The sequence below is a fragment of the Amycolatopsis sp. VS8301801F10 genome, assembly GCF_046195355.1.
Lineage (GTDB): Bacteria > Actinomycetota > Actinomycetes > Mycobacteriales > Pseudonocardiaceae > Amycolatopsis.
Genome location: NZ_CP176065.1, coordinates 1,609,841 through 1,629,708, shown reverse-complemented (window position 1 = coordinate 1,629,708; position 19,868 = coordinate 1,609,841). Strand labels below are relative to the sequence as shown.

At 68.9% G+C, this 19,868-nt stretch carries 20 protein-coding genes; 7 read left to right on the top strand and 13 right to left on the bottom strand.

All coding sequences use genetic code 11. The features are described 5' to 3' along the window. The first annotated feature begins 1 nt into the window (after nt 1). Complete coding sequence (locus tag F9C11_RS07880) at nt 2-694, top strand: dienelactone hydrolase family protein (protein WP_409184227.1); 693 nt, start codon at nt 2-4, stop codon at nt 692-694. Between the two features lie 62 nt (nt 695-756). Continuing rightward, on the top strand, nt 757-1,191 hold the full coding sequence (locus tag F9C11_RS07875; RefSeq protein ID WP_409184226.1) for a response regulator: 435 nt from the start codon (nt 757-759) through the stop codon (nt 1,189-1,191). Nucleotides 1,192-1,261: 70 nt separating this feature from the next. On the opposite strand, the gene F9C11_RS07870 is transcribed toward F9C11_RS07875, so the two are convergent. Further along, complete coding sequence (locus F9C11_RS07870) at nt 1,262-2,194, bottom strand: SDR family oxidoreductase (protein WP_409184225.1); 933 nt, start codon at nt 2,192-2,194, stop codon at nt 1,262-1,264. A 101-nt stretch (nt 2,195-2,295) separates the two neighbouring features. Between F9C11_RS07870 and F9C11_RS07865 the strand changes: the two genes are divergently transcribed. Then, the gene (locus F9C11_RS07865; RefSeq protein ID WP_409184224.1) at nt 2,296-2,886 is read left to right on the top strand and encodes a TetR family transcriptional regulator; all 591 of its coding nucleotides are present in this window, start codon (nt 2,296-2,298) and stop codon (nt 2,884-2,886) included. 116 nt (nt 2,887-3,002) lie between these two features. Here F9C11_RS07865 and F9C11_RS07860 read toward each other — a convergent pair whose 3' ends face one another. From F9C11_RS07860 to F9C11_RS07830, 7 genes are all read right to left on the bottom strand, one after another. After that, nucleotides 3,003-3,437, bottom strand: a complete 435-nt coding sequence (locus F9C11_RS07860; protein ID WP_037354416.1) for a heat shock protein transcriptional repressor HspR — start codon at nt 3,435-3,437, stop codon at nt 3,003-3,005. Between the two features lie 5 nt (nt 3,438-3,442). Further along, nucleotides 3,443-4,621, bottom strand: a complete 1,179-nt coding sequence (gene dnaJ / locus F9C11_RS07855; RefSeq protein ID WP_409184223.1) for a molecular chaperone DnaJ — start codon at nt 4,619-4,621, stop codon at nt 3,443-3,445. A 33-nt stretch (nt 4,622-4,654) separates the two neighbouring features. Then, complete coding sequence (grpE, locus tag F9C11_RS07850) at nt 4,655-5,362, bottom strand: nucleotide exchange factor GrpE (RefSeq protein ID WP_409184222.1); 708 nt, start codon at nt 5,360-5,362, stop codon at nt 4,655-4,657. Beyond that, a complete protein-coding gene (dnaK, locus tag F9C11_RS07845) occupies nt 5,359-7,224 on the bottom strand; it encodes a molecular chaperone DnaK (RefSeq protein WP_409184221.1) in 1,866 nt (621 codons plus the stop codon). Before dnaK ends, grpE begins: the two co-directional genes overlap by 4 nt. Before the next feature lie 189 nt (nt 7,225-7,413). After that, nucleotides 7,414-8,820, bottom strand: a complete 1,407-nt coding sequence (locus F9C11_RS07840; RefSeq protein WP_409184220.1) for an alpha/beta hydrolase — start codon at nt 8,818-8,820, stop codon at nt 7,414-7,416. Beyond that, nucleotides 8,817-9,035 carry a hypothetical protein gene (locus F9C11_RS07835; protein WP_409184219.1) on the bottom strand — a complete coding sequence of 73 codons (219 nt, stop codon included), beginning with the start codon at nt 9,033-9,035 and terminating at the stop codon, nt 8,817-8,819. Before F9C11_RS07835 ends, F9C11_RS07840 begins: the two co-directional genes overlap by 4 nt. A gap of 28 nt (nt 9,036-9,063) precedes the next feature. After that, on the bottom strand, nt 9,064-9,840 hold the full coding sequence (locus F9C11_RS07830; protein WP_409184218.1) for a DUF4097 family beta strand repeat-containing protein: 777 nt from the start codon (nt 9,838-9,840) through the stop codon (nt 9,064-9,066). A gap of 162 nt (nt 9,841-10,002) precedes the next feature. On the opposite strand from F9C11_RS07830, the gene F9C11_RS07825 reads away from it, so the two are divergent. Then, nucleotides 10,003-10,542: a YbhB/YbcL family Raf kinase inhibitor-like protein gene (locus F9C11_RS07825; protein WP_409184217.1), complete on the top strand. Its 540-nt coding sequence runs from the start codon at nt 10,003-10,005 to the stop codon at nt 10,540-10,542. A gap of 57 nt (nt 10,543-10,599) precedes the next feature. On the opposite strand, the gene F9C11_RS07820 is transcribed toward F9C11_RS07825, so the two are convergent. Genes F9C11_RS07820 through F9C11_RS07810 form a run of 3 tightly spaced genes read right to left on the bottom strand, consistent with a single transcriptional unit; the run spans nt 10,600 to nt 11,931 of the window. Then, the gene (locus F9C11_RS07820) at nt 10,600-11,025 is read right to left on the bottom strand and encodes a GNAT family N-acetyltransferase (RefSeq protein WP_409184216.1); all 426 of its coding nucleotides are present in this window, start codon (nt 11,023-11,025) and stop codon (nt 10,600-10,602) included. A gap of 22 nt (nt 11,026-11,047) precedes the next feature. Beyond that, a complete protein-coding gene (locus F9C11_RS07815) occupies nt 11,048-11,608 on the bottom strand; it encodes a TetR/AcrR family transcriptional regulator (RefSeq protein ID WP_009085017.1) in 561 nt (186 codons plus the stop codon). After that, nucleotides 11,605-11,931 carry a DMT family transporter gene (locus tag F9C11_RS07810; protein WP_409184215.1) on the bottom strand — a complete coding sequence of 109 codons (327 nt, stop codon included), beginning with the start codon at nt 11,929-11,931 and terminating at the stop codon, nt 11,605-11,607. The genes F9C11_RS07815 and F9C11_RS07810 overlap by 4 nt, the downstream gene beginning before the upstream one ends. A 169-nt stretch (nt 11,932-12,100) precedes the next feature. Between F9C11_RS07810 and F9C11_RS07805 the strand changes: the two genes are divergently transcribed. The 3 genes from F9C11_RS07805 to F9C11_RS07795 all read left to right on the top strand — a co-directional run bounded on the left by F9C11_RS07805 (nt 12,101) and on the right by F9C11_RS07795 (nt 16,468). Continuing rightward, on the top strand, nt 12,101-14,392 hold the full coding sequence (locus F9C11_RS07805; RefSeq protein ID WP_409184214.1) for a (Fe-S)-binding protein: 2,292 nt from the start codon (nt 12,101-12,103) through the stop codon (nt 14,390-14,392). Nucleotides 14,393-14,526: 134 nt separating this feature from the next. Then, on the top strand, nt 14,527-15,465 hold the full coding sequence (locus F9C11_RS07800) for a hypothetical protein (protein ID WP_409184213.1): 939 nt from the start codon (nt 14,527-14,529) through the stop codon (nt 15,463-15,465). 10 nt (nt 15,466-15,475) lie between these two features. Continuing rightward, complete coding sequence (locus F9C11_RS07795) at nt 15,476-16,468, top strand: cation diffusion facilitator family transporter (protein WP_409184212.1); 993 nt, start codon at nt 15,476-15,478, stop codon at nt 16,466-16,468. On the opposite strand, the gene F9C11_RS07790 is transcribed toward F9C11_RS07795, so the two are convergent. Continuing rightward, complete coding sequence (locus F9C11_RS07790; protein WP_409184211.1) at nt 16,462-17,148, bottom strand: CAP domain-containing protein; 687 nt, start codon at nt 17,146-17,148, stop codon at nt 16,462-16,464. The two genes, F9C11_RS07795 and F9C11_RS07790, sit on opposite strands and share 7 nt — an antisense overlap. A gap of 103 nt (nt 17,149-17,251) precedes the next feature. Beyond that, entirely contained in the window at nt 17,252-19,843 is a 2,592-nt protein-coding gene (gene rph / locus F9C11_RS07785) for a rifamycin-inactivating phosphotransferase (protein WP_409184210.1), read from the bottom strand. Nucleotides 19,844-19,868 lie beyond the last annotated feature (25 nt).

Below are 19,868 nucleotides of genomic sequence, written 5' to 3'. Positions count from 1 at the left end.
GATGGAGATCCGGATTCCGGTGGCGGACGGGGAAATCGGCGGCTACCTGGCGGTGCCGTCCGGCGACGGCCCGTTCCCCGCGGTGGTGCTGATCCACGACGTGTTCGGGCTGAACCAGGACGCGCGCGAGATCACCGACCGGTACGCCGCCGCGGGCTATCTAGCGCTGAGCCCCGATCTGTACTCGCGCGGCGGCCTGGTCCGGTGCGTCAAGCGGACGTTCCAGGACCTGTTCGCCCGCGAGGGCCGGGCGTTCGCGGACATCGAGGCGGCGCGGGCGCTGGTCGCCGGACGGGCCGACGCGACCGGCAAGGTCGGCGTGGTCGGGTTCTGCATGGGCGGCGGGTTCGCGTTGGTGGCCGCCTCGCGGGACTTCGACGCTTCCGCGCCCTACTACGGGCAACTGCCGAAGGATCTGTCCGCTTTGGACGGTGCCTGCCCGATCGTCGGCAGCTTCGGCGGCAAGGACTTCTCCCTGCGCGGCGCCGCGGCCAAGCTCGAAGCCGCGCTCGCGGAACGAGGAATCCCGCACGACGTCAAGGAATACCCGGACGCCGGGCACGGCTTCGCGAACCACTACCGGCCCGCGCCACTGGCCGCACTCGCCCGGATCACCGGGATGGGCTATCACGAACCGTCGGATTCCGACGCCTGGCGACGCGTCACCGCGTTCTTCGAAGAGCACCTGAAGTAGTCAGCTCAGCGTGCTCAAGTAGCCCAGCGCACCGACCCGCGCCGAGGCAGGCGAGGCCGAAGGTGCGTCGGTCCGGTCGTTTCAGCAGCCGGATTCCGGACGGTACGAGCGCGAACGCGTCGCCCTCTACGGCGGCGAACTGGTCGCCGCCGGACGTGGTGCTGACGGACGTCCGGATGCCGGTGATGGACGGCATCGAAGCGACCCGGCTGATCGGCGAGCGCGCCCCGGACGTGCGAGTGCTGGTGCTGACCATGTTCGAACTCGACGACCACGTCTTCGCCGCACTGCGCGCCGGAGCGACCGGCTTTTTGCTCAAGGACACCCGCCCGGCCGACCTGTGCTCGGCGGTGCGGGTGGCGGCCTCCGGGGACGCACTGCTCGGCCCGGATGCCCCGCCGGGCGCGGACGTCGCCGCTCTGGCCCCGCGAGAACGCGAGGTGCTCACGCTGGTGGCGAGCGGACTGTCCACTGTGGAGATTGCCGAACGGATGTAGCTGTCGATGCCCGAAATCGTGCGCAGCTGGTGATCGTCGCGTACGAATCCGGCTTGGTGCGTCCCCGGAACTAACGCCACACCGCCTCGGCGCGGTCGCTGGCTTCCGGGGTGAAGTAGTCGCCGGTCTCCAGGTCTTCCAGCAGGGTCGCGTGGTGCGGGGTCCAACCCAGCAGCTCCTGGGTGTACGCGCTGGACGCGGGCACGTCGAGGGAGAAGAACCTTGCCAGGAACGGGTTTCCGAGATGTTCGGCGGCTTCTTCGAGAGTCAGGGACGCCGTGGGAATATCCAGCAGCTGCGCGATCTTCTCCGCGACGCTCTTGATCTCGACGGTTTCCCCGACCCCGTGCAGCATGCTCCCCGCGGGCGCTTTCTCCAGCGCCAGCCGGAAAAGCACCGCCGCGTCGTTGCGATGGACAGCGGGCCAGCGGTTCGTGCCGTCGCCCAGGTAGGCCGAGACGCCCGCTCGGCGTGCACCGGCGATGAGCGCTGGGATGAAGCCGTGGTCGCGTGGTCCGTGCACGGTCGGTGCGAGCCGCACGACGCTGGCTCGGACGCCGCGGTCGGCGAATCCGAGGCAGGTCTGTTCGCCGGGGATGCGGAAGTACGCCACCGAATCCGGATCGGCCGGGTCGAGTTCCGTGCTGATCTGGTCGGCCTTCAGCACCAGCGTGCCGGAGGTGCTGACGAACGGTTTGCCAGTACCGACCAGTGCCTGGCCCAGCGCGTCGATTGCCTCGCAGTCGCGGCGGATGAGGTCGTCCGGATCGGCGTAGCTGCCGCCCTGGGCCATATGCACCACGCCGTCGGCGGCTTCGGCACCGCGGCGCAGGCTGTCGAGGTCGTCGAGCGAACCTCGATGCGGTGTCGCGCCGAGCGATTCCAGCCGTGCGGCGGAAGCGTCCGAGCGAGCCAGGCCGGTGACCGTGTGTCCGGCCCGGATCAGTTCGGCGACGACGGCGGGACCGGTCTGGCCGGATCCGCCGGTAACGAAAATCTGCATGAAGCACTCCTTAGTGTCAGTGACTGACTCTACGCGTAGCGACAGTGACTGACGCAATGTGAGGTCAGTCACTGTCGCAAAGGCCGGGTAGGCTGCGGCACGTGCCACGAAGCGGAGCAGAAGCGCGCAGCCGCCTCAAGCAGGCGGCGCTGGAGCTGTACCGGGAAAACGGGTTCGACAAGACGACCACCGCGGAAATCGCGGCCCGGGCAGGCGTCACCGAGCGCACGTTCTTCCGGCACTTCCCGGACAAGCGCGAAGTGCTCTTCGACGGCGAGGCCGACCTGCGCGAGGACCTGACGAAGTCGGTCGCCGAAGCCCCGGAAGGCCTGGCACCGCTGGAAATCCTGCTGCGCGCCTTCCGGAAGGCCGGGCGGATCATGGAGCGCAACCTCCCGTTCGCCGAGCCCCGCCGCGACCTGATCGCGGCGACGCCGACTTTGCGGGAACGCAATCTGGCCAAGGCGGCGACGCTCGCCGAGGCACTCGCGGAAGCGTTGCGGCAGCGGGGGGTCGAGGATCGGTTAGCGGGATTGGCGGCCCACGCTGGGTGGGCGACGTTCCACCACGCGACCCAAGCCTGGATCAGCGACCCGACGCGAGAATTGGACGACTATCTGACCGAGGCATTCGCCGATCTGCGCACGCTCGGCGCGGAGGTCCGGGCAGCGAAGAGCCCTCCCGCGTCGTAACGCGAGAGGGCGCTCCAGGGAGGCGGGCAGGCAGCGAAAACCCCTCCCGCGGCGGCAGGAGGGGTTCTCGTGAGCCGCGAGCACGGCTCTCACCGCGATCGCCACTCACGACATGCTCAGCGGCGCTTGGGTTTCCACACCACCAGCGAGGTGTTCTGCCGCAGCGGCACCAGATCCTTGCGGTAGGAAGCGTGCACCGCGGCGGCGGCTTGTTCGGCGGCCGCGTAGGCGGCGGCGAGTTCTTCGGTCAGCTCATGCACCCGGGACCGCAGCGCGTCGACCTGGTTTTCCAGTTCGATGATGCGCTTGATGCCGGACAGGTTGACGCCCTCCTCCTGCGAGAGGCGCTGGACCTCGCGCAGCAGGGCGATGTCGCGCATCGAATACCGCCGTCCGCCGCCGGCGGTGCGGCCTGGCGAGACCAGGCCGTGCCGGTCGTAGGAGCGCAGCGTCTGCGCGTGCAGCCCGGAAAGCTGGGCTGCCACCGAAATCACGAACACCGGGGTGTCCTCGTCCGCACCGTGCGGGAGTCCCGGATTACCGCCGAACATCACCCTCACCTGCCTTCGAGCAACTCGGTGATTTCAGGGCGCGGGTCGTGGCCCTTCATCGCCTCGGCGTAGGCCTCGAGCGCCGCCCGCGCCTTGTCGTCGAGCTTCGCCGGGACCGCCGCCTCGAGCGTGACCAGCAGGTCGCCCTGCGAGCCGTCCCGCTTCTGAATGCCCTTTCCGCGCACGCGCAACACTCGTCCGCTCGCGGTACCCGCGGGCACCTTCAGCGACACCTTGCCTTCGAGCGTCGGCACCGTGACGGTCGTGCCCAGCGCGAGTTCGGTGAAGTCCACCGGCACGGTGAGCGTGAGGTTGAGGTCCTTGCGCCCGAACAGCTTGTGCGGGGCCACGTGCACGCGCACGTACAGGTCGCCCGCCTGCGCGCCGCCGCGTCCGGGTTCGCCCTGGCCGGCCAGCCGGATCCGCTGGTCGTCCTTCACGCCCGGCGGGATGCGCACGGTGAGCGTGCGGGTGCGGGTGCTGACGCCCTCGCCGCCGCACTCCGGGCACGGCTCGTCGATGATCTTGCCCCGGCCGCGGCAGTCCTGGCACGGCTCGGAGAACGCGAACGCGCCCTGGCTGCGGCTGACCAGCCCGGACCCGCTGCAGGTCGGGCAGATCCGCGGCGACGTGCCCGGCTTCGCGCCGTTGCCGCCGCAGGTGGAACAGGTGGCCGGGCTCGACAGCCGCAACGGCAGCGTCGCGCCCTTGACCGACTCGAGGAAGTCGATCCGCACGTCGGTCTCGACGTCCGCGCCGCGCTGCGGCCGGTTCGCCGTGGCACCGGCGGCACCGCCCCGGCCGCGGCCGAAAATGCCGCCGAGGATGTCGCCGAGCCCGCCGAAGCCGCCCTGGCCCTGAGCACCGGCCTGGTTGAACAGGTCGCTCATGTCGAACCCGCCCGCGCCGCCGCCCGGGAAACCGCCGAATCCGCCCGCACCGCCGGAGCCGAAGAGCGTGCGCGCCTCGTCGTACTCCTTGCGCTTGGCCGGATCGGACAGCACGCCGTACGCCTCGGACACGGCCTTGAACTTGTTCTCGGCCGCGGTGTTGCCCGCGTTGGCGTCCGGGTGGTTTTCCTTGGCCAGCTTGCGGTAGGCCTTCTTGATCTCGTCCGTGGTCGCGTCGGAGGAGACACCCAGCTCTTTGTAGAAGTCCTTGCCGATCCACTCCCGAGCACTCATCGGGTGTCTCCTCCTTTCACTGCGAACCGATTGTTACTGCTGACCGGACTCATCGACCGAACCGTCGAGCGGCAATTCGCCGCCGACCGGCGGATCGACCGGCTGCTCCGCGGGGGCTTCGCCGGGCTCGTGGTCGGTCACGCCGACCAGCGCCGCCCGCAGCACCCGGTCGCCGAAGCGATAGCCGCGGCGCATCACCAGGGTGACCGTCGGGCCCTTCACGTCCGGGGACGTGTTGTGCTGCACGGCCTCGTGGACGCTCGGGTCGAATTCCTCGCCCTCGGTGCCGAACGCCTCCAGACCGGCCCGCTCCAAGCTGCTGACCAGCTTGTCGGCCACCGATTTGAACGCGCCGGTGAGGTCGCCGTGCTGCTCCGCGCGCTGGAGGTCGTCCAGCAGCGGCAGCAGATCGCCGACCACGGACGCCTTCGCGCTCTGCACCACGGCTTCGCGGTCGCGGTCGACCCGCTTGCGGTAGTTCGCGTACTCCGCCTGCAAACGCTGCAGGTCGGCAGTGCGCTCGGACAGTTGCTTCTCGATATCCGAGGCGGCCGGAACGGCTTCGTCCACGGAATCGCCCAGCGAGGGGCCCGCGTGCTGCACGGGCTCCTCACCGGCCGGAGTTTCCTCCGCGGCGGGCGGGCGGACCTCGCCGGTCTGCGGGTCCACCCGGCGCCGATCCCGCACGACTACCGGTTCCTCGGGGCCAGTGCCCTCGGTCTCGGAGTGGCGGGGGGTCACTTCTTCTCGTCCTCTTCCACGATCTCGGCGTCGACCACGTCGTCCGCCTTCGACTTCGGAGCGTCGCCCTTGGCACCGGCCGCGCCCTCAGCACCCGGAGCGCCCTCGGCGCCGGCCGCGCCCGCGTTCGCGTACAGCGCGCTGCCCATCTCCTGCGAAGCGGTGTTCAGCTTCTCGATGGACTCGCGGATCTTGGCCGAGTCGGTGCCCTTGAGCGCCTCGTTCGCCTCGTCGATCGCGGACTTCACCTTGCCCTTGAGGTCCTCGGGCAGCTTGTCGTCGTTGTCCTTGACGAACTTCTCGGTCTGGTAGACCAGCGTCTCCGCCTGGTTGCGGGTCTCCGCTTCCTCGCGGCGCTTCTTGTCTTCCTCGGCGTGCGCCTCGGCGTCCTTGACCATGCGCTCGATGTCGTCCTTCGGCAGCGCCGAGCCGCCGGTGATCGTCATCGACTGTTCCTTGTTCGTGCCGAGGTCCTTCGCGGTCACGTGCACGATGCCGTTGGCGTCGATGTCGAAGGTGACCTCGATCTGCGGCACGCCGCGCGGGGCCGGCGGGAGGCCGGTCAGCTCGAACATGCCGAGCTTCTTGTTCGCCGCCGCGATCTCGCGCTCGCCCTGGAACACCTGGATCTGCACCGACGGCTGGTTGTCGTCCGCCGTCGAGAAGATCTCGGACCGCTTGGTCGGGATCGTGGTGTTGCGCTCGATCAGCTTGGTGAACACGCCGCCCTTGGTCTCGATGCCCAGCGACAGCGGGGTCACGTCGAGCAGCAGGACGTCCTTGACCTCGCCCTTGAGCACGCCGGCCTGCAGCGCGGCGCCCACGGCGACGACCTCGTCCGGGTTCACGCCCTTGTTCGGCTCGCGGCCGCCGGTCAGCTCCTTGACCAGCTCGGCCACCGCCGGCATCCGGGTGGAACCGCCGACGAGCACCACGTGGTCGATGTCGCCGACCGAGATGCCCGCGTCGCGGATGACGTTGTTGAACGGGGCCTTGGTGCGGTCCAGCAGGTCCGAGGTGATCTTCTGGAACTCGGCGCGCGACAGCGTCTCGTCGAGGAACAGCGGGTTCTTGTCCGCGTCCACCGTGATGTAGGGCAGGTTGATGCTGGCGGAGTTGGAGCTGGACAGCTCGATCTTCGCCTTTTCCGCCGCCTCGCGGATGCGCTGCAGCGCCATCTTGTCCTTGGTCAGGTCAATGCCGTTGGCGGCCTTGAACTTGTCGACCAGCCAGGTGACGATGCGCTCGTCCCAGTCGTCGCCGCCGAGGTGGTTGTCACCGGAGGTGGCGCGCACCTCCACGACGCCCTCGCCGATCTCCAGCAGGGAGACGTCGAAGGTGCCGCCGCCGAGGTCGAAGACCAGGATGGTCTGTTCCTTCTCGCCCTTGTCCAGGCCGTAGGCCAGCGCGGCCGCGGTCGGCTCGTTCACGATCCGGAGCACGTTCAGGCCGGCGATCTGGCCTGCTTCCTTGGTGGCCTGCCGCTGCGCGTCCTCGAAGTACGCCGGGACGGTGATCACCGCGTCGGTGATCTCCTCGCCCAGGTACGCCTCCGCGTCGCGCTTCAGCTTCATCAGCACGCGCGCGCTGATTTCCTGCGGCGTGTAGGCCTTGCCGTCGATCTCGGTCTTCCAGTCGGTGCCGATGTGCCGCTTCACGGACCGGATCGTGCGGTCGACGTTCGTGACGGCCTGGTTCTTCGCCGGCTGGCCGGTGAGCACTTCGCCGTTCTTGGCGAAGGCGACGATGGACGGGGTGGTACGGGAGCCTTCCGAGTTGGCGATGACCGTCGGCTCGCCGCCCTCAAGGACGGCGACGACCGAGTTGGTCGTGCCGAGGTCGATGCCGACCGCTCGCGCCATGGTGCTTCCTCTCGTGTTCTGGACTGTGGGTTGCTGCTATGTTCGTGACCTGCGGTTTCGAGGCACTCTTGAGTACCTTCTTAGCAGGTTTTCCAGGTCTCGCGCACGGCTTGGTCCACCAGACTTGAGCCGACCGCACTCAACCTTGCTACCAGGATAACGGCGGGACCCCCGGTCTTGTTCCCGGGTTCACCCGCAGAATTCGCCCCGCGGCGGTGTGACGCCACTCACCAGGTAGTCGGCCTCGGCCCGGCGCACGCATTCGGAGTTGAGCAGCCCGGTGTGGCCGTCGCCGTAGTACGTGAGCAGGGCCGATCCGTCGATGCTCGCGGCGAGCCCGTGGGCCCACGGCAACGGCGTCGCCGGGTCGTGCGCACCGCCCACGACGAGGATCGGCGGAGCCCCGTGCACCGGATGCGGCTGCGGCGGGTTCAGCGCGGGAAGCGGCCAGCCGGTGCAGCCCGCGGAGAGGTCCCAGTACTCGCTGTAGCGCCAGCTGTGCGGGGCGACGGCGCGGATCACCCGGGCGGTCGCGCGCAGGTCCGCCAGTCCGGTGAACGGCGACGGGAAGTCTTGGCAGCCGATCGAGCGATACGCGCCGTAGGTCTCGGTCGCGAACTGCGAGCTGGTCGCGAGCGCGCTCGCGTCCGGGTCCGCCAGCGCGCGGCTCAGATTCAGCCACTCGGCCGGGAGGTAGAGGTGGCTGTACGCGCCAGAGGCCAGCTCCTCGCCGGTTGCCTTGCGGCCCAACGCTTTCGCGTACGCGCCGTGGGTGACCAGGTCGTCGTAGCGGGCGAGCGCGTTCTTGCCGTGCAGTGCGCAGTCCGTCGAGCGGTCGCACCACGCGGCGAACCGCAGCAAGGCGTCCTCGGTGGCGGCGGCTTCCTCGACCATCGCCTGGCGCATCGGCCGGGAGTGGTCGACCGCGCCGTCGAGCACCATCGTGCGCACCCGGTCCGGATGCTTCGACGCGTACACCGCGCCGAGTTCGGTGCCGTACGAGACGCCGAGCCAGGAAATCTTCTGTTCACCGAGCGCACCGCGGATCGCGTCGATGTCCTCGGCGGCGCTTTGGGTGTCGACGTGCCCGAGCATCGGGCCGGTCTTGGCGAGACAGTCCTCGCCCGCCGCGCGGTTGTGCGCGACGAAAGCGTCGTACTGCGGGCGCGTCGTCGGGAAGAGGCCGATCTTCGGGTCGTACAGTTTCGCCTGGTCACAGCTGATCTTCGGCTCGCTGAACCACACGCCGCGCGGGTCGAAGCCGATGATGTCGAAGCGGTCCCGCAGTGGTTTCCGGGCGGAGCCGATGACCTTCGGGTCGAGTCCGCCGAAGCGCACGAAACCAACCCCGGAGCCGCCCGGACCGCCCGGGTTGACCAGCAGCGAGCCGACCCGGTGCTTCGGGTCGGCCGCGGGCAGGCGAGTGAGCGGAATGTGCGCCGTGCCCGTCTCGGGATGGGCGCGGTCGATCGGCACTTCGATCTGGGCGCATTGCGCGGTCGGTTCCTGCTGGGTCCCGCACGGCGTCCAGGTCAACGCCGGCGTCGGTGCGCTGACCAGCGGAAGCAGGGTCAGCACGGCAGCGGCCAGGTTCATGCCCGGCGCACCTGTACCGTCCGGTCCTCGGCCGAGGTGCGGAGCACGACCGTCTCCGCGTTCCGGACGATCCCCTGCTGCACCGGGATTTCCACCACCGCGACCGGTGTCGTGGCCTGCGGTTCGGGCGAGTGGCCGACCGCCGCGGTGATCGCGAACGCCCCCACCGCGCCCGCCAGCACCGCGGCCAGCAGCCGCTTTTCGAGTGTGCGCATGATGTGTCTGTTCTCCCCTTCAGCCGGCTCAGACGGCCTTGACGGTGACGCTGCCGCTGTCCGTGTTCAGCTCGAGCGTCTTCGCGTCCGGACCGGAGTTCTGCGGAATGTCGATGCTGCGGTGGCCGCTCTCGCTGTTGCCGGTGACCTGGTAGGACCCGCTGCGCGGCACGGACACCGTGATCCGGCCGGAGTCGGCCTGCGCCTTGACGTTGTTGGGCTGGGTCAGGCTCAGCTCGATCCGCCCGCTGCCCGCGGAGACGTCGACCGGCCCGCGCAGGCCGTCGCCCTCGATCCGGCCGGACTGGCTGTGCACCTGCACCTCGCCGACGTTGTGCAGTTCGGCCGCGCCGCTGTCCAGCCGGAGCTTGACCGGCCCCGGGATGTCCTGCATCTGCGCCCGCCCGGAATCGGCGGTGACGTCGACGCTGCCGACGCCCGCGAAGTCGAGCGTGCCGGAATCGGAGCTGCCGGTGACCGGGATGCCGGCCGGAACGATCAGCTCCATGTCGGCGGTGCAGTTGCGGCCGCAGTCGAGGATGACGAGCTGATCGCCGTCGACGCGGTAAGCGTCCCCGGGCTCGCCGCTGAAGTGGTAGCGAAGGGTCTGATGCACGCGAGCCGCGCCGGGAGCGGTGCGGATGCGCACGTCCCCGGAGCCGTTCTCCAGCTTCACCCCGCGGATCTCCTGCGTCAGCGTCGCGTCCCGGGAAACCGTCGACCCGAACCCCCACCCGCCGAATCCGATCGCCACCCCAACGCCGATCACCGCGATGCCGGCCAGTGCCAGAAGCGGGCGTGCCATGTCAGTTCCCCTCAGTACCACTCTCGGCTGTCGCGAGAGACGTTAGAAGGTGCGGGGCCCCGGGGACATCCGGTAAACCCCCCGAAACATCCCTGAGGCGGCGACGGGAGGGCCAGGGTCCTAACCTGGCGGCCGGAGAGCCCCGTGGATCAGGAGGAACCCATGCCCCAGCCGCCCAATCCGTACGACTACCTGCCGTCGGTTCCCTCGTTCACCCTGCGCAGCACGGACATCGCCGACGGCGAAACCCTGGCCCAGCCGCACCTGTCGGGCATCTTCGGCGCCGGCGGCGAGGACCGTTCGCCGCAGCTGGAGTGGGAAGGCTTCCCGGAGGGCACCCGCAGCTTCGCGATCACGGTCTACGACCCGGACGCCCCGACAGCCAGCGGTTTCTGGCACTGGGCGGTCTTCAACATCCCGGCGTCGGTGACTTCGCTGCCGTCCGGCGCGGGCGACTCCGCGGGGTCGGGACTGCCCTCTTCGGCGGTCACGCTTAAGGGTGACGGCGGAGTGAAGCAGTACCTGGGCGCCGCGCCGCCTCCCGGACACGGGCCGCACCGGTACTTCTTCGTGGTGCACGCGCTGGACGTGGAGACGCTGGAGGTGCCGGAGGACGCGACGCCGGCGTTCCTCGGGTTCAACATGTTCGGCCACACGCTGGGGAGGGCGACGTTGGTGCCGGTGTACGAGAACAAGGGCTGAGGTCCCGTCGTGGGGCCGGGCCGCACCGGCCCCACGCGACCGTCCTAAGCGGACTGATCAGCGAACCGCCTCGCGTTCCAGGTACCGGCCCTCCGCGTGCTCCGCGAAGCCGAACTTCCGGTACAGCTCGTGGGCGTCCGACGTGTGCAGCATCCATCGGAACTTCGCCCCCGGCCCGTGGTCGATCATCTCGCGCACGAGTTCCTTGCCCAGTCCCGCGCCGCGCGCGTCCGCCACGACGAACACATCCGCGAGATAAGCCATCGCGACCCCGTCCGAGAACGCGCGCGCGAAGCCCACCTGCCGCCCGCTCGCCGTTTCGTACGCGCCCACCACTCGCCACGCCGTCCGTACCTGCTGCTCGACGTGTTCCCGGGTCCGCCACCGAGCCCAGTACGCCTCCCCGGACAGGAACTCCCACACCACGTCGAGATCCACCCGCGCGACGTCGTCGTCCAGTTCGTAAGCACCCACAGTCCTCATGGCCGCTAGGCAATCAGCGCCGTCAAGCGGGTTTGAGCAGGTAGTCCACCACCGGACGCAGTTCCTCCGCGGACGGCGGCTCGTCGTCGATCAAGCCCTGGATCAGCAGGCCGTCGATACCCGCGAGGAACACCCGGAACGCGACCTCGTCGTCGTGCCGGACCATCGACGTCAGCACATCCAGCCACCGCCGCGCGGCCGGGCGCAGTTCGGGTTTGCGGGCGGCCAGCAGGTACAGCTCGTACTCCGCCATCGTGCGCCCGCGGCGCGGCCCCAGCGCCTCCGCGAGCAGGCCAGCCACCTCTTCCGCACCGCGGCTGCCGCGCGATCGGGCGCGGTCGATCATCCAGTACACCTCGGTCGCCATGTCGCGCGCGCACGAGATCAGCGTCGCCACGAGCAGGTCGTCCAGCGACGAGAAGTGGTAGGTCGTGGATGTCGTCGGCACCCCGGCCTCGGCCGCGACCGTGCGGTGCGTGACCCCGGCGACGCCGTCGCGTTCGATCACCCGCAGGGTCGCTTCGATGATCTCCGTCCGGCGCTTCTCGCCGCGGGCCTTGCGGCCGTCGGTCTGGATTTTCACGACTGGCTCCCGACCTCGATGAGCACCACCCCGCCGAGCACCAGCACCAGCCCGGAGATCACCGCGAGGTTGACCGGCTCCTTCAAAAACAGCATGCCGACCAGCGCGACCAGCGCCACGCCCGCCGCCGCCCAGATCGCGTAGGCCACCCCGATCGGCAGCCCCAGCTTCAGCACCCGCGACAGCGCGAAGAACGCCAAGCCGTACCCGACGACCACGAGGATCGAGGGCGTCAGGCGCGAAAAGCCCTCGGAAAGTTTGAGCGAGACGGTGGCGGTCACTTCTGCGGCGATGGCCAAAGCGAGGTACAAGTAAGCACCCATAGCTCGACAAACTACCTGAACGATCGTCCCACTTGCCAGCGAGGCGTGCACCACATCGGTGGGACTTGGGAGCGGCTCACCGGTTACCCATCAGTAAGAAGCGTTACCCTGCTCGGCACCGGCGCGCTCGCGCGGCGGCACCACCACACCGGACGAAAGGCACCCGACGATGGGCGCTGTACAGCTGACGCTCGGGGGGATCTCCGTCCTCCTGGGCATCGTCGCCTGGGGAATGTTCATCGCGACCATTGCCCGCTTCGTGCGGGTGATCAAGCTCGGCCAGCCGGACTCCACCCGCAACGGCCCGTTCCTGCCGCGCTTGACGACCCTGATCAAGGAGTTCGCGGCACACACCCGCATGGCGAAGTTCCGCCAGGTCGCCCCGTGGCACTGGCTTGTCATGTGGGGCTTCCTGATCGGGTCGCTCGCGCTGTTCGAGGCTTACGGCGAGGTGTTCGTCCCGACCTGGGGCTGGCCGATCCTCGAGGACTGGTCGCTGTGGAGCCTCCTGATGGAGCTGCTCGGCGTCGGCACGGTCGTCGGCGGCGTGGCGCTCGCGATCATCCGGCAGGTGAACCACCCGCGCCGGGCCGACCGGCTGTCGCGCTTCGCGGGCTCGAACTTCAAGTGGGCCTACTTCGTCGAGGCCGTGGTGATCGTCGAGGGCATCGGCATCATCGGCGTGCGCGCGGGCAAGGCCGCGATGCACGTCCACGAGACGCCGACCTGGGCCGCGTTCGTGTCGAACCCGCTCAGCGAGCTGCTGCCCTCGAGCGCGGCGCTGGTGTCGGTGTTCGCCTTCATCAAGCTGATGAGCGCGACGGTCTGGCTGATCGTCGTGGCCCGCACGATGACCATGGGCATCGCCTGGCACCGGTTCAGCGCGTTCTTCAACATCTACTTCAAGCGCGAGGCCGACGGCGGCGTGGCGCTCGGCGCGGTCAAGCCGATGATGAGCAAGGGCAAGGTGCTCGACCTCGAAGAGGCCGACCCGGACGAGGACACCTTCGGCGTCGGCGCGATCGAGGACTTCAGCTGGAAGGGCTGGCTGGACTTCTCCACCTGCACCGAATGCGGCCGTTGCCAGTCGCAGTGCCCGGCGTGGAACACCGGCAAGCCGCTGTCGCCGAAGCTGCTCATCACGCAGCTTCGCGACCACGCCTACGCGAAGGCCCCGTACCTGCTCGCGGGCGGCAAGCGCGACATGGCCGGCGACGAAGTCGGCCTGTCCGGCGACAACATGTACGCGGGCATCGACGTCCTCGCGATCGCTGAGTCGCAGAAGGCGCTCGTCGGCGACGACGGTGGCGTGATCGACCCCGACGTGCTGTGGTCCTGCACTTCCTGTGGTGCCTGCGTCGAGCAGTGCCCGGTCGACATCGAGCACGTCGACCACATCGTCGACATGCGCCGCTACCAGGTGATGATCGAGTCGTCGTTCCCCACGGAGCTGAACGGCATGTTCAAGAACCTGGAGAACAAGGGCAACCCCTGGGGCCAGAACGCCAAGGACCGGCTGCAGTGGACGGAGGAGCTCGACTTCGAGGTCCCGGTCTTCGACGGCGACCTGGGCGACGCGGAGTACCTGTTCTGGGTCGGCTGCGCCGGCGCGTTCGAGGACCGCGCGAAGAAGACCACCCGCGCGGTGGCCGAGCTGCTGCACATCGCGGGCGTCAAGTACACCGTGCTCGGCTCGGAGGAGTCCTGCACCGGTGACCCGGCTCGCCGCGCGGGCAACGAGTTCCTGTTCCAGATGCTGGCGCAGCAGAACGTCGAGGTGCTGAACTCGGTGTTCGAGGGCCGGGAACGCAAGGCGCGCAAGGTGGTCGTCACCTGTGCGCACTGCTTCAACACCCTCGCGAACGAGTACCCGGAGCTGGGCGGCCAGTTCGACGTCGTGCACCACACGCAGCTGCTGAACCGCCTGGTGCGGGAGAAGCACCTGACGCCGGTCGCGCCGGTCGCCGAGGACGTCACCTACCACGACCCCTGCTACCTGGGCCGGCACAACAAGGTCTACGACGCTCCGCGCGAGCTCGTCGGCGCGTCCGGTGCGCAGCTGCGCGAAATGCCGCGGCACGGCGACCGCTCGATGTGCTGCGGCGCCGGCGGCGCGCGGATGTGGATGGAAGAGAAGATCGGCAAGCGGATCAACGTCGAGCGCGTGGACGAGGCGCTCGGCACCGCTCCGTCGAAGATCGCCACCGGCTGCCCGTTCTGCCGCGTGATGCTCACCGACGGCGTCACCTCGCGCCAGAGCGACGGCCTGGCGAGCGAGAAGGTCGAGGTCGTGGACGTCGCGCAGCTGCTGCTGACGGCGGTGAAGCGCAAGCCGGAACCGGCGCTGGTCGCTTCGGGCGCGCCCTCGCTGGACGAATCGGACGCGGAGCTGTCCGCCAAACCGGACGTCCCGACCGACGAGAAGCCGACCGGAACGCCGTTGCCCGAGGGCGACGACTGAGTTTCCCCTGAAACGGCCCCTGGCATTCGCGGATGCCAGGGGCCGTTTTCGTGAGCGCACCCGGGACATTTGTCAGTGCCGGAGGATGATGTTCGGCCCGGGTCCGCGGCCGCGCGCGCTGCGAAGGTCACGGCATGACCTTGCGCAAGACCGCGGTTGCCGCGCTGGCAGCACTTTCGCCGTTCTTCGCCGAGTTCCTGCTCGGCGACCAATACCTGGCAGGGCCCCCGGAAGTCGGCCGGCAACTGGCCATGTTCGCGATGTTCATGATGATGTACGGAGCCGGCGCGGTGTTGATCCGCGAGGTCGCGCGGCGGAGGAATCGCGGCTGGCCGACCATCCTCGCGTTAGCGCTCGCGTACGGCGTCGTAGAAGAAGGACTGCTGACCCAGACCCTCTTCAACCCGCATTATCTCGGCCTCGACCTGCTTAAGTACGCGTACATTCCCTGGCTCGGCATGGGCGGACAGTGGACTGTGTACGTGCTGACGCTGCACGTGGTGTGGAGCATCGCAACGCCCATCGCGATCGCGGAGGCCTTCTTCGGCCGTACCCCGTGGTTGCGTCGGCCGGGCCTCTGGGCGTGGAGCAGCGTATTGGCCGTCGGCTGCGCGGGAACATTCTTCGTGAGCTACCGAATGGGGCAGCACTTCCTCGCTTCTCCGGCACAGCTGATTGGCGCGTTCCTCGTAGCCGCCGGGCTCGTGTTCGCTGCCCTTCGCCTGACAGCCACCCCGAAGCCGGTACGCGGCAACGGATGGCTCGGTTTCGCGGTCGGCCTCGTCGCGAGCACTGCGTTCCAGGTGGTCATGAAGATGGCGCACCTGCCACCGTGGCTGGCTGTTGTTGTCATGCTGGCACTGGAAGTGGCGGTGTTCGCGTACGCGATCCGCGCGCGTCCTCCCGCCATTTCGCTGGCCGCGGGCGCCACCGTGACGTACGGCTGGGTTGGGTTGCTGACCGCCTTGGACGCGGGCTTCGCCGCGACGGTCGAGCAGTCGGTACTGGTCGCGGGCGTCCTCGTGCTGGTGGTGGTCGCTTGCAGCAGGCGGCGTACCCCGCGGTGCAGTTAGTCTTTCCGGCGTGAGCGACGAAACGGAAGGCGGCGGCGAAAGCACCCTCACCGTGGTACTGGCCGGCGGGGTGAACCTGGCGATCGCGGTGCTGAAGCTCGTCGCGGGCATCATCACCGGATCGGGCGCGATGCTGTCGGAGGCCGCGCATTCGGTCGCCGACACCATCACCGAGGTTTTGCTGCTCACCGCGTTGAAACGGTCGGAGCGGCCTGCCGATCGCCGCCACCCGTTCGGATACGGCAAGGAGCGGTACTTCTGGTCGCTGCTGGCCGCAGTGTCGATCTTCGCTTCCGGTGCGGTTTTCGCGCTGTACGAAGGATTTACCACCGTTTTCGGCGAGGGCGCGGAGCAGACGAAACCGATCGTCGGCTACATCGTGCTCGGATTGGCCTTCGCGCTCGAATCGGTGTCCTGGGCGCAGGCGGTCCGCCAAGTCCGTCGCGACGCGAAGGCCGAACAGCGGCCGTTTTTCGCCTACCTGCGGATGATCGACGACCCAGCCCCGAAGACGGTCCTCTTCGAGGACTCGGCGGCGCTGGTCGGTCTGCTACTCGCGTTCGCCGGGATCGGACTGCACCAGCTGACCGGTTCGGACGTGTGGGACGGCATCGCGTCGATCCTCATCGGCGTGCTGCTGGCGTGCGTCGCGTACCTGCTCGGCAGCACGAACCGCGGTCTGCTGGTCGGCCGCCAAGCGGATCCGCGCCTGGTCCGCGGCATCCGGGACCATCTCGGTTCGGCGCCGGAAATCGACGCGCTGGTGGATTTGCAGACCATGCTGATGGGCACCGACCACGTCCTGGTGTGCGCCCGCGTGGACTTCGACGACGCGCTCGGCGCCGCCGATCTGGAACACGCGTGCGTGCGGCTGGCGGACGAACTGAGCGAGCGGTTCCCGGACGTCGCGGAGGTCTTCATCGAGCCGGTGCCGCGGACGGACCCGAAGCTGCGCGCGACCGTGCTGGCCCGGTACGGGCTTCCGCCGCGGCCGAATCAGTAGCCGAAGTCCTGCGTCCAGTACCAGCCGTCCTTCGCGACGCCGACGCCCAGTTTCGTCAGCGAGCAGTTGAGGATGTTCTTGCGGTGCCCGCTGGAATTCATCCACATCCGCATCACCTGGTCGGCGCTGGTCGCGCCCTTGGCGATGTTCTCCGCGCCCGGCTTGGGGTATCCCGCGGCGGTGATGCGGTCGGCGAAGCTCTCGCCTTCCGGGGTGTCGTGGGAGAAGTAGTCGCGCTGGGACATGTCGTCGCTGTGCCCTTGCGCCGCCTGGTCGAGATGCGCTTCCTCGGTCACCGGGGCGCAGCCCGCCTTGTCCCGTTCGTCGTTGACCAGCGCGATGACCTGACCGGCCAGCGTCGGCGCGCTGCGCGGTTTGGGCGAGGGCTTCGCGCTGCTGCTCGACGGAGTGTCCTCTTTGGACTCTTGACTGGACGGCGGCGGGGGAGCCGCGGGGGTGGCCGGCGACGAGGAGGGCGGGGTGGTCGCGGGAGCGGTGGTGCTCGGTGTCGCCGACGTGGAGGACGCCGGCGACACCGCGAAGGGCCGCGACGCGGCCGAGGAAACCTCGTCGGTGCGCGTTTCCGGGACCGCGACGCTCAGTGTGCCGAGGTGCCCGGAGCGCAGCGCAAAAGTGCCGCCGGCTGCTCCGAGACCCCCGAAAAGCACACTGAGAGTCACGCTCACGACCCGGACGCGCACACTAATGGAGGACACAGCCGCGGAAACTATCACGAACTGATTACGATGGTTACCTCCAAATGGCGCAGCGGCCGGAGGCCCCCTACCCGGCGTCCAGGATCTCCAGATAGCCGTCCGTCCCGTTCACCCGGATCCGCTGTCCGTCCTTGATCAGCCGCGTGGCGTTCTGGACCCCGACGACCGCGGGCAGGCCGTACTCCCGCGCGATCACCGCGCCGTGCGTCATCTGGCCGCCGACCTCGGTCACCAGGCCGGTGATCGCCACGAACAGCGGCGACCAGCTCGGGTCCGTGTACGCCGTGACGAGGATGTCGCCCGGCTCGAGATCGGCGTCGGCGAGATCCAGGATGACGCGGGCCCGTCCTTCGATGGTCCCGGCGGACACCGGGAGCCCGACCAGCGCGCCTTCGGGCAGGTCGTCGCGGCGGTACTTGCCGGAAACGGCCTCGCCGTCCGAGGTGAGCACGCGCGGCGGCGTCAGCGATTCGTAGGACCGGAACTCTTCCTTGCGCTGCCGGATCAGCTCGCGGTCGACCTCGTTCGTCCGCACCACCTCCTGAAACTCCTGCAGCCGCAGGAAAAAGAGGTCCTCCGGCTCGTCGAGCACCCCAGCCCGCACCAGCCGCCGCGCCTCGCCCAGCAAGGCCCGCTTGTACACGAAGTAGCGGCTGACCATGCCGTACTTCGGGTATTCGCGGTATCCGGTGAACGTGCGGACGCGCTCGATCATCCGCTCGGTTTCCTCGGCCTTCGCTTCGCCGTCAGGCAAGGCGCGCAAGCGTTCCAGCACTTCCCGCGCCTTGTCCAGCGCTTCCCGCCGACCCTGTTCGAAGCGCCGCTGCCCGGCTCCCGGCTCGAAGTTTTTGATGTTGGACAACACCATCGGCACCAGCGCGATCGGCTGTTCGCTCCACCGCGGCCGGGTAATGTCGATCTCGCCGACGCAGCGCATGCCGTACTTGTCGAGGTACCCCTGGATCGCCGCGCGCGATTCCTCGCCGCCGGCCAGCTTGGGCAACTCGTCCAGGAAGTCGTTGTCCTCGACATCCTGCAGGAAGGCGACTACCTCGGGGTGGTTCCGGAGCACGTCCGCGACGTCGAGCAGCGCCAGGCCCATCTCCGAGGTGACGTTGTGCGGGACGGACTGGGTGAGCGTGTCGGCGACGTTCTTCTCGCCAAGCCATTCCCGCAGGTGGTCATTCAGCCACCAAGAGGCCTGCATCGCCGCGGTGAACACCTGGTGGCTGCGCGGATCGAAGAGAATCCGGCGCAGTTCTTCGAAGTCCGCGAAAATGAAGTCGAGCAACTCGCTGCCGGACTTCGCCGCGATTTCCCGCCGCAGCGCGGTGATCGAGGCCTCGCTCTGCCCGATCAGCTCGGTGACGACGGCCGGATCGGTTTCGATGGTGGCCGGTGCGACCCCGGGGATCTGCTCGCCGGGCCCGTCGTCCTCGGACAGCGGAAGGAAGCCCTCGCGGGAGAGGACGGTCTCCAGCGCGTCTCCCATCAGCGGGTCGGATTTCCCGGCTACCTCAAGGAAACCGGCACGGGTCTTGGGCACCGACAGCAGCGGGGTGGCGTCCGCGAACAGCCGTCCGCCCGCCTCGGCCATCGGCCGCGGTGTCGTCAGCTGCCAGACCGACAGGCCCAGCGGCTTCATCGCGTCGGTCATCATCTGCTGGTGGCCGACGGAGACGTAGACGCGGTTTCCTTCGCCGGTGGCCTCCGGGATCGGGAACAGCGTGGTGATCGGGCGGCTTTGGACGATCTGGAATTCGTCGCCGGCCAGGCACCATTCGATGTCCTGCGGACGGCCGAAGTGCGCCTCGATCGTGCGGCCGAGCTCGACGAGCCGAAGCACCTGCTCGTCGGTCAGCGCGGCCTGTTCCTGCTGATCCGCGGCGATCGGCCGCTCTTCGGTGCCGCCGCCCTCGACGGCCAGGACGGCGCGCTGCTTGGCGGAGATCGTCTTTTCGATGATCTCGCCGTCGCGCACCTGGTAGTGGTCGGCGTTGACCAGGCCGGACACCAGTGCCTCGCCAAGGCCGAAGCTGGCCTCCACCGTGGCGACCTTCCGGTTGGACGTCACCGGGTCGGCGGTGAAGAGAATCCCGGCCGCCCGCGGGAAGACCATCTGCTGCACGACCACGGCCATGTGGACTTTCCGGTGGTCAAAGCCGTTGCGCAGCCGATAGGTCACCGCGCGTTCGGTGAACAGCGACGCCCAGCACCGGCTGATCTGCCGCAGAACCGCCTCCGTGCCGAGCACGTTGAGGTAGGTGTCCTGCTGACCGGCGAAAGAAGCCCCCGGAAGGTCTTCCGCGGTCGCGCTCGACCGGACCGCGTACGCGCGGCCTTCCACCAGCGCGGCGGTGATCTCCGCGGCCAGCTCGTCCGGGATGGCGATTGCTTCGAGTGCCTGCCGGACCTCCGCGCTGCCTTCGCTGATCGCTTCCCGGTCGTCCGGGTTCAGGGTCGCCAGCCGCTCCAGCGGCCCGGTCAGTTCCGGCGCGTTCGCGACGATTCGCTCGAACGCTTCGGTCGTCACGCACAAGCCGGGCGGCACGCGGACCCCGTCGATCCGCGCGAGTTCGCCCAGTTGCGCGCCCTTACCTCCGACGAGCGCGACCTGGTCCCGGTCGATCTCCTGGAGACCGAGCACGTAGCTGCCCATTCGTTCGTTTCCCCCGTCTGTGGTC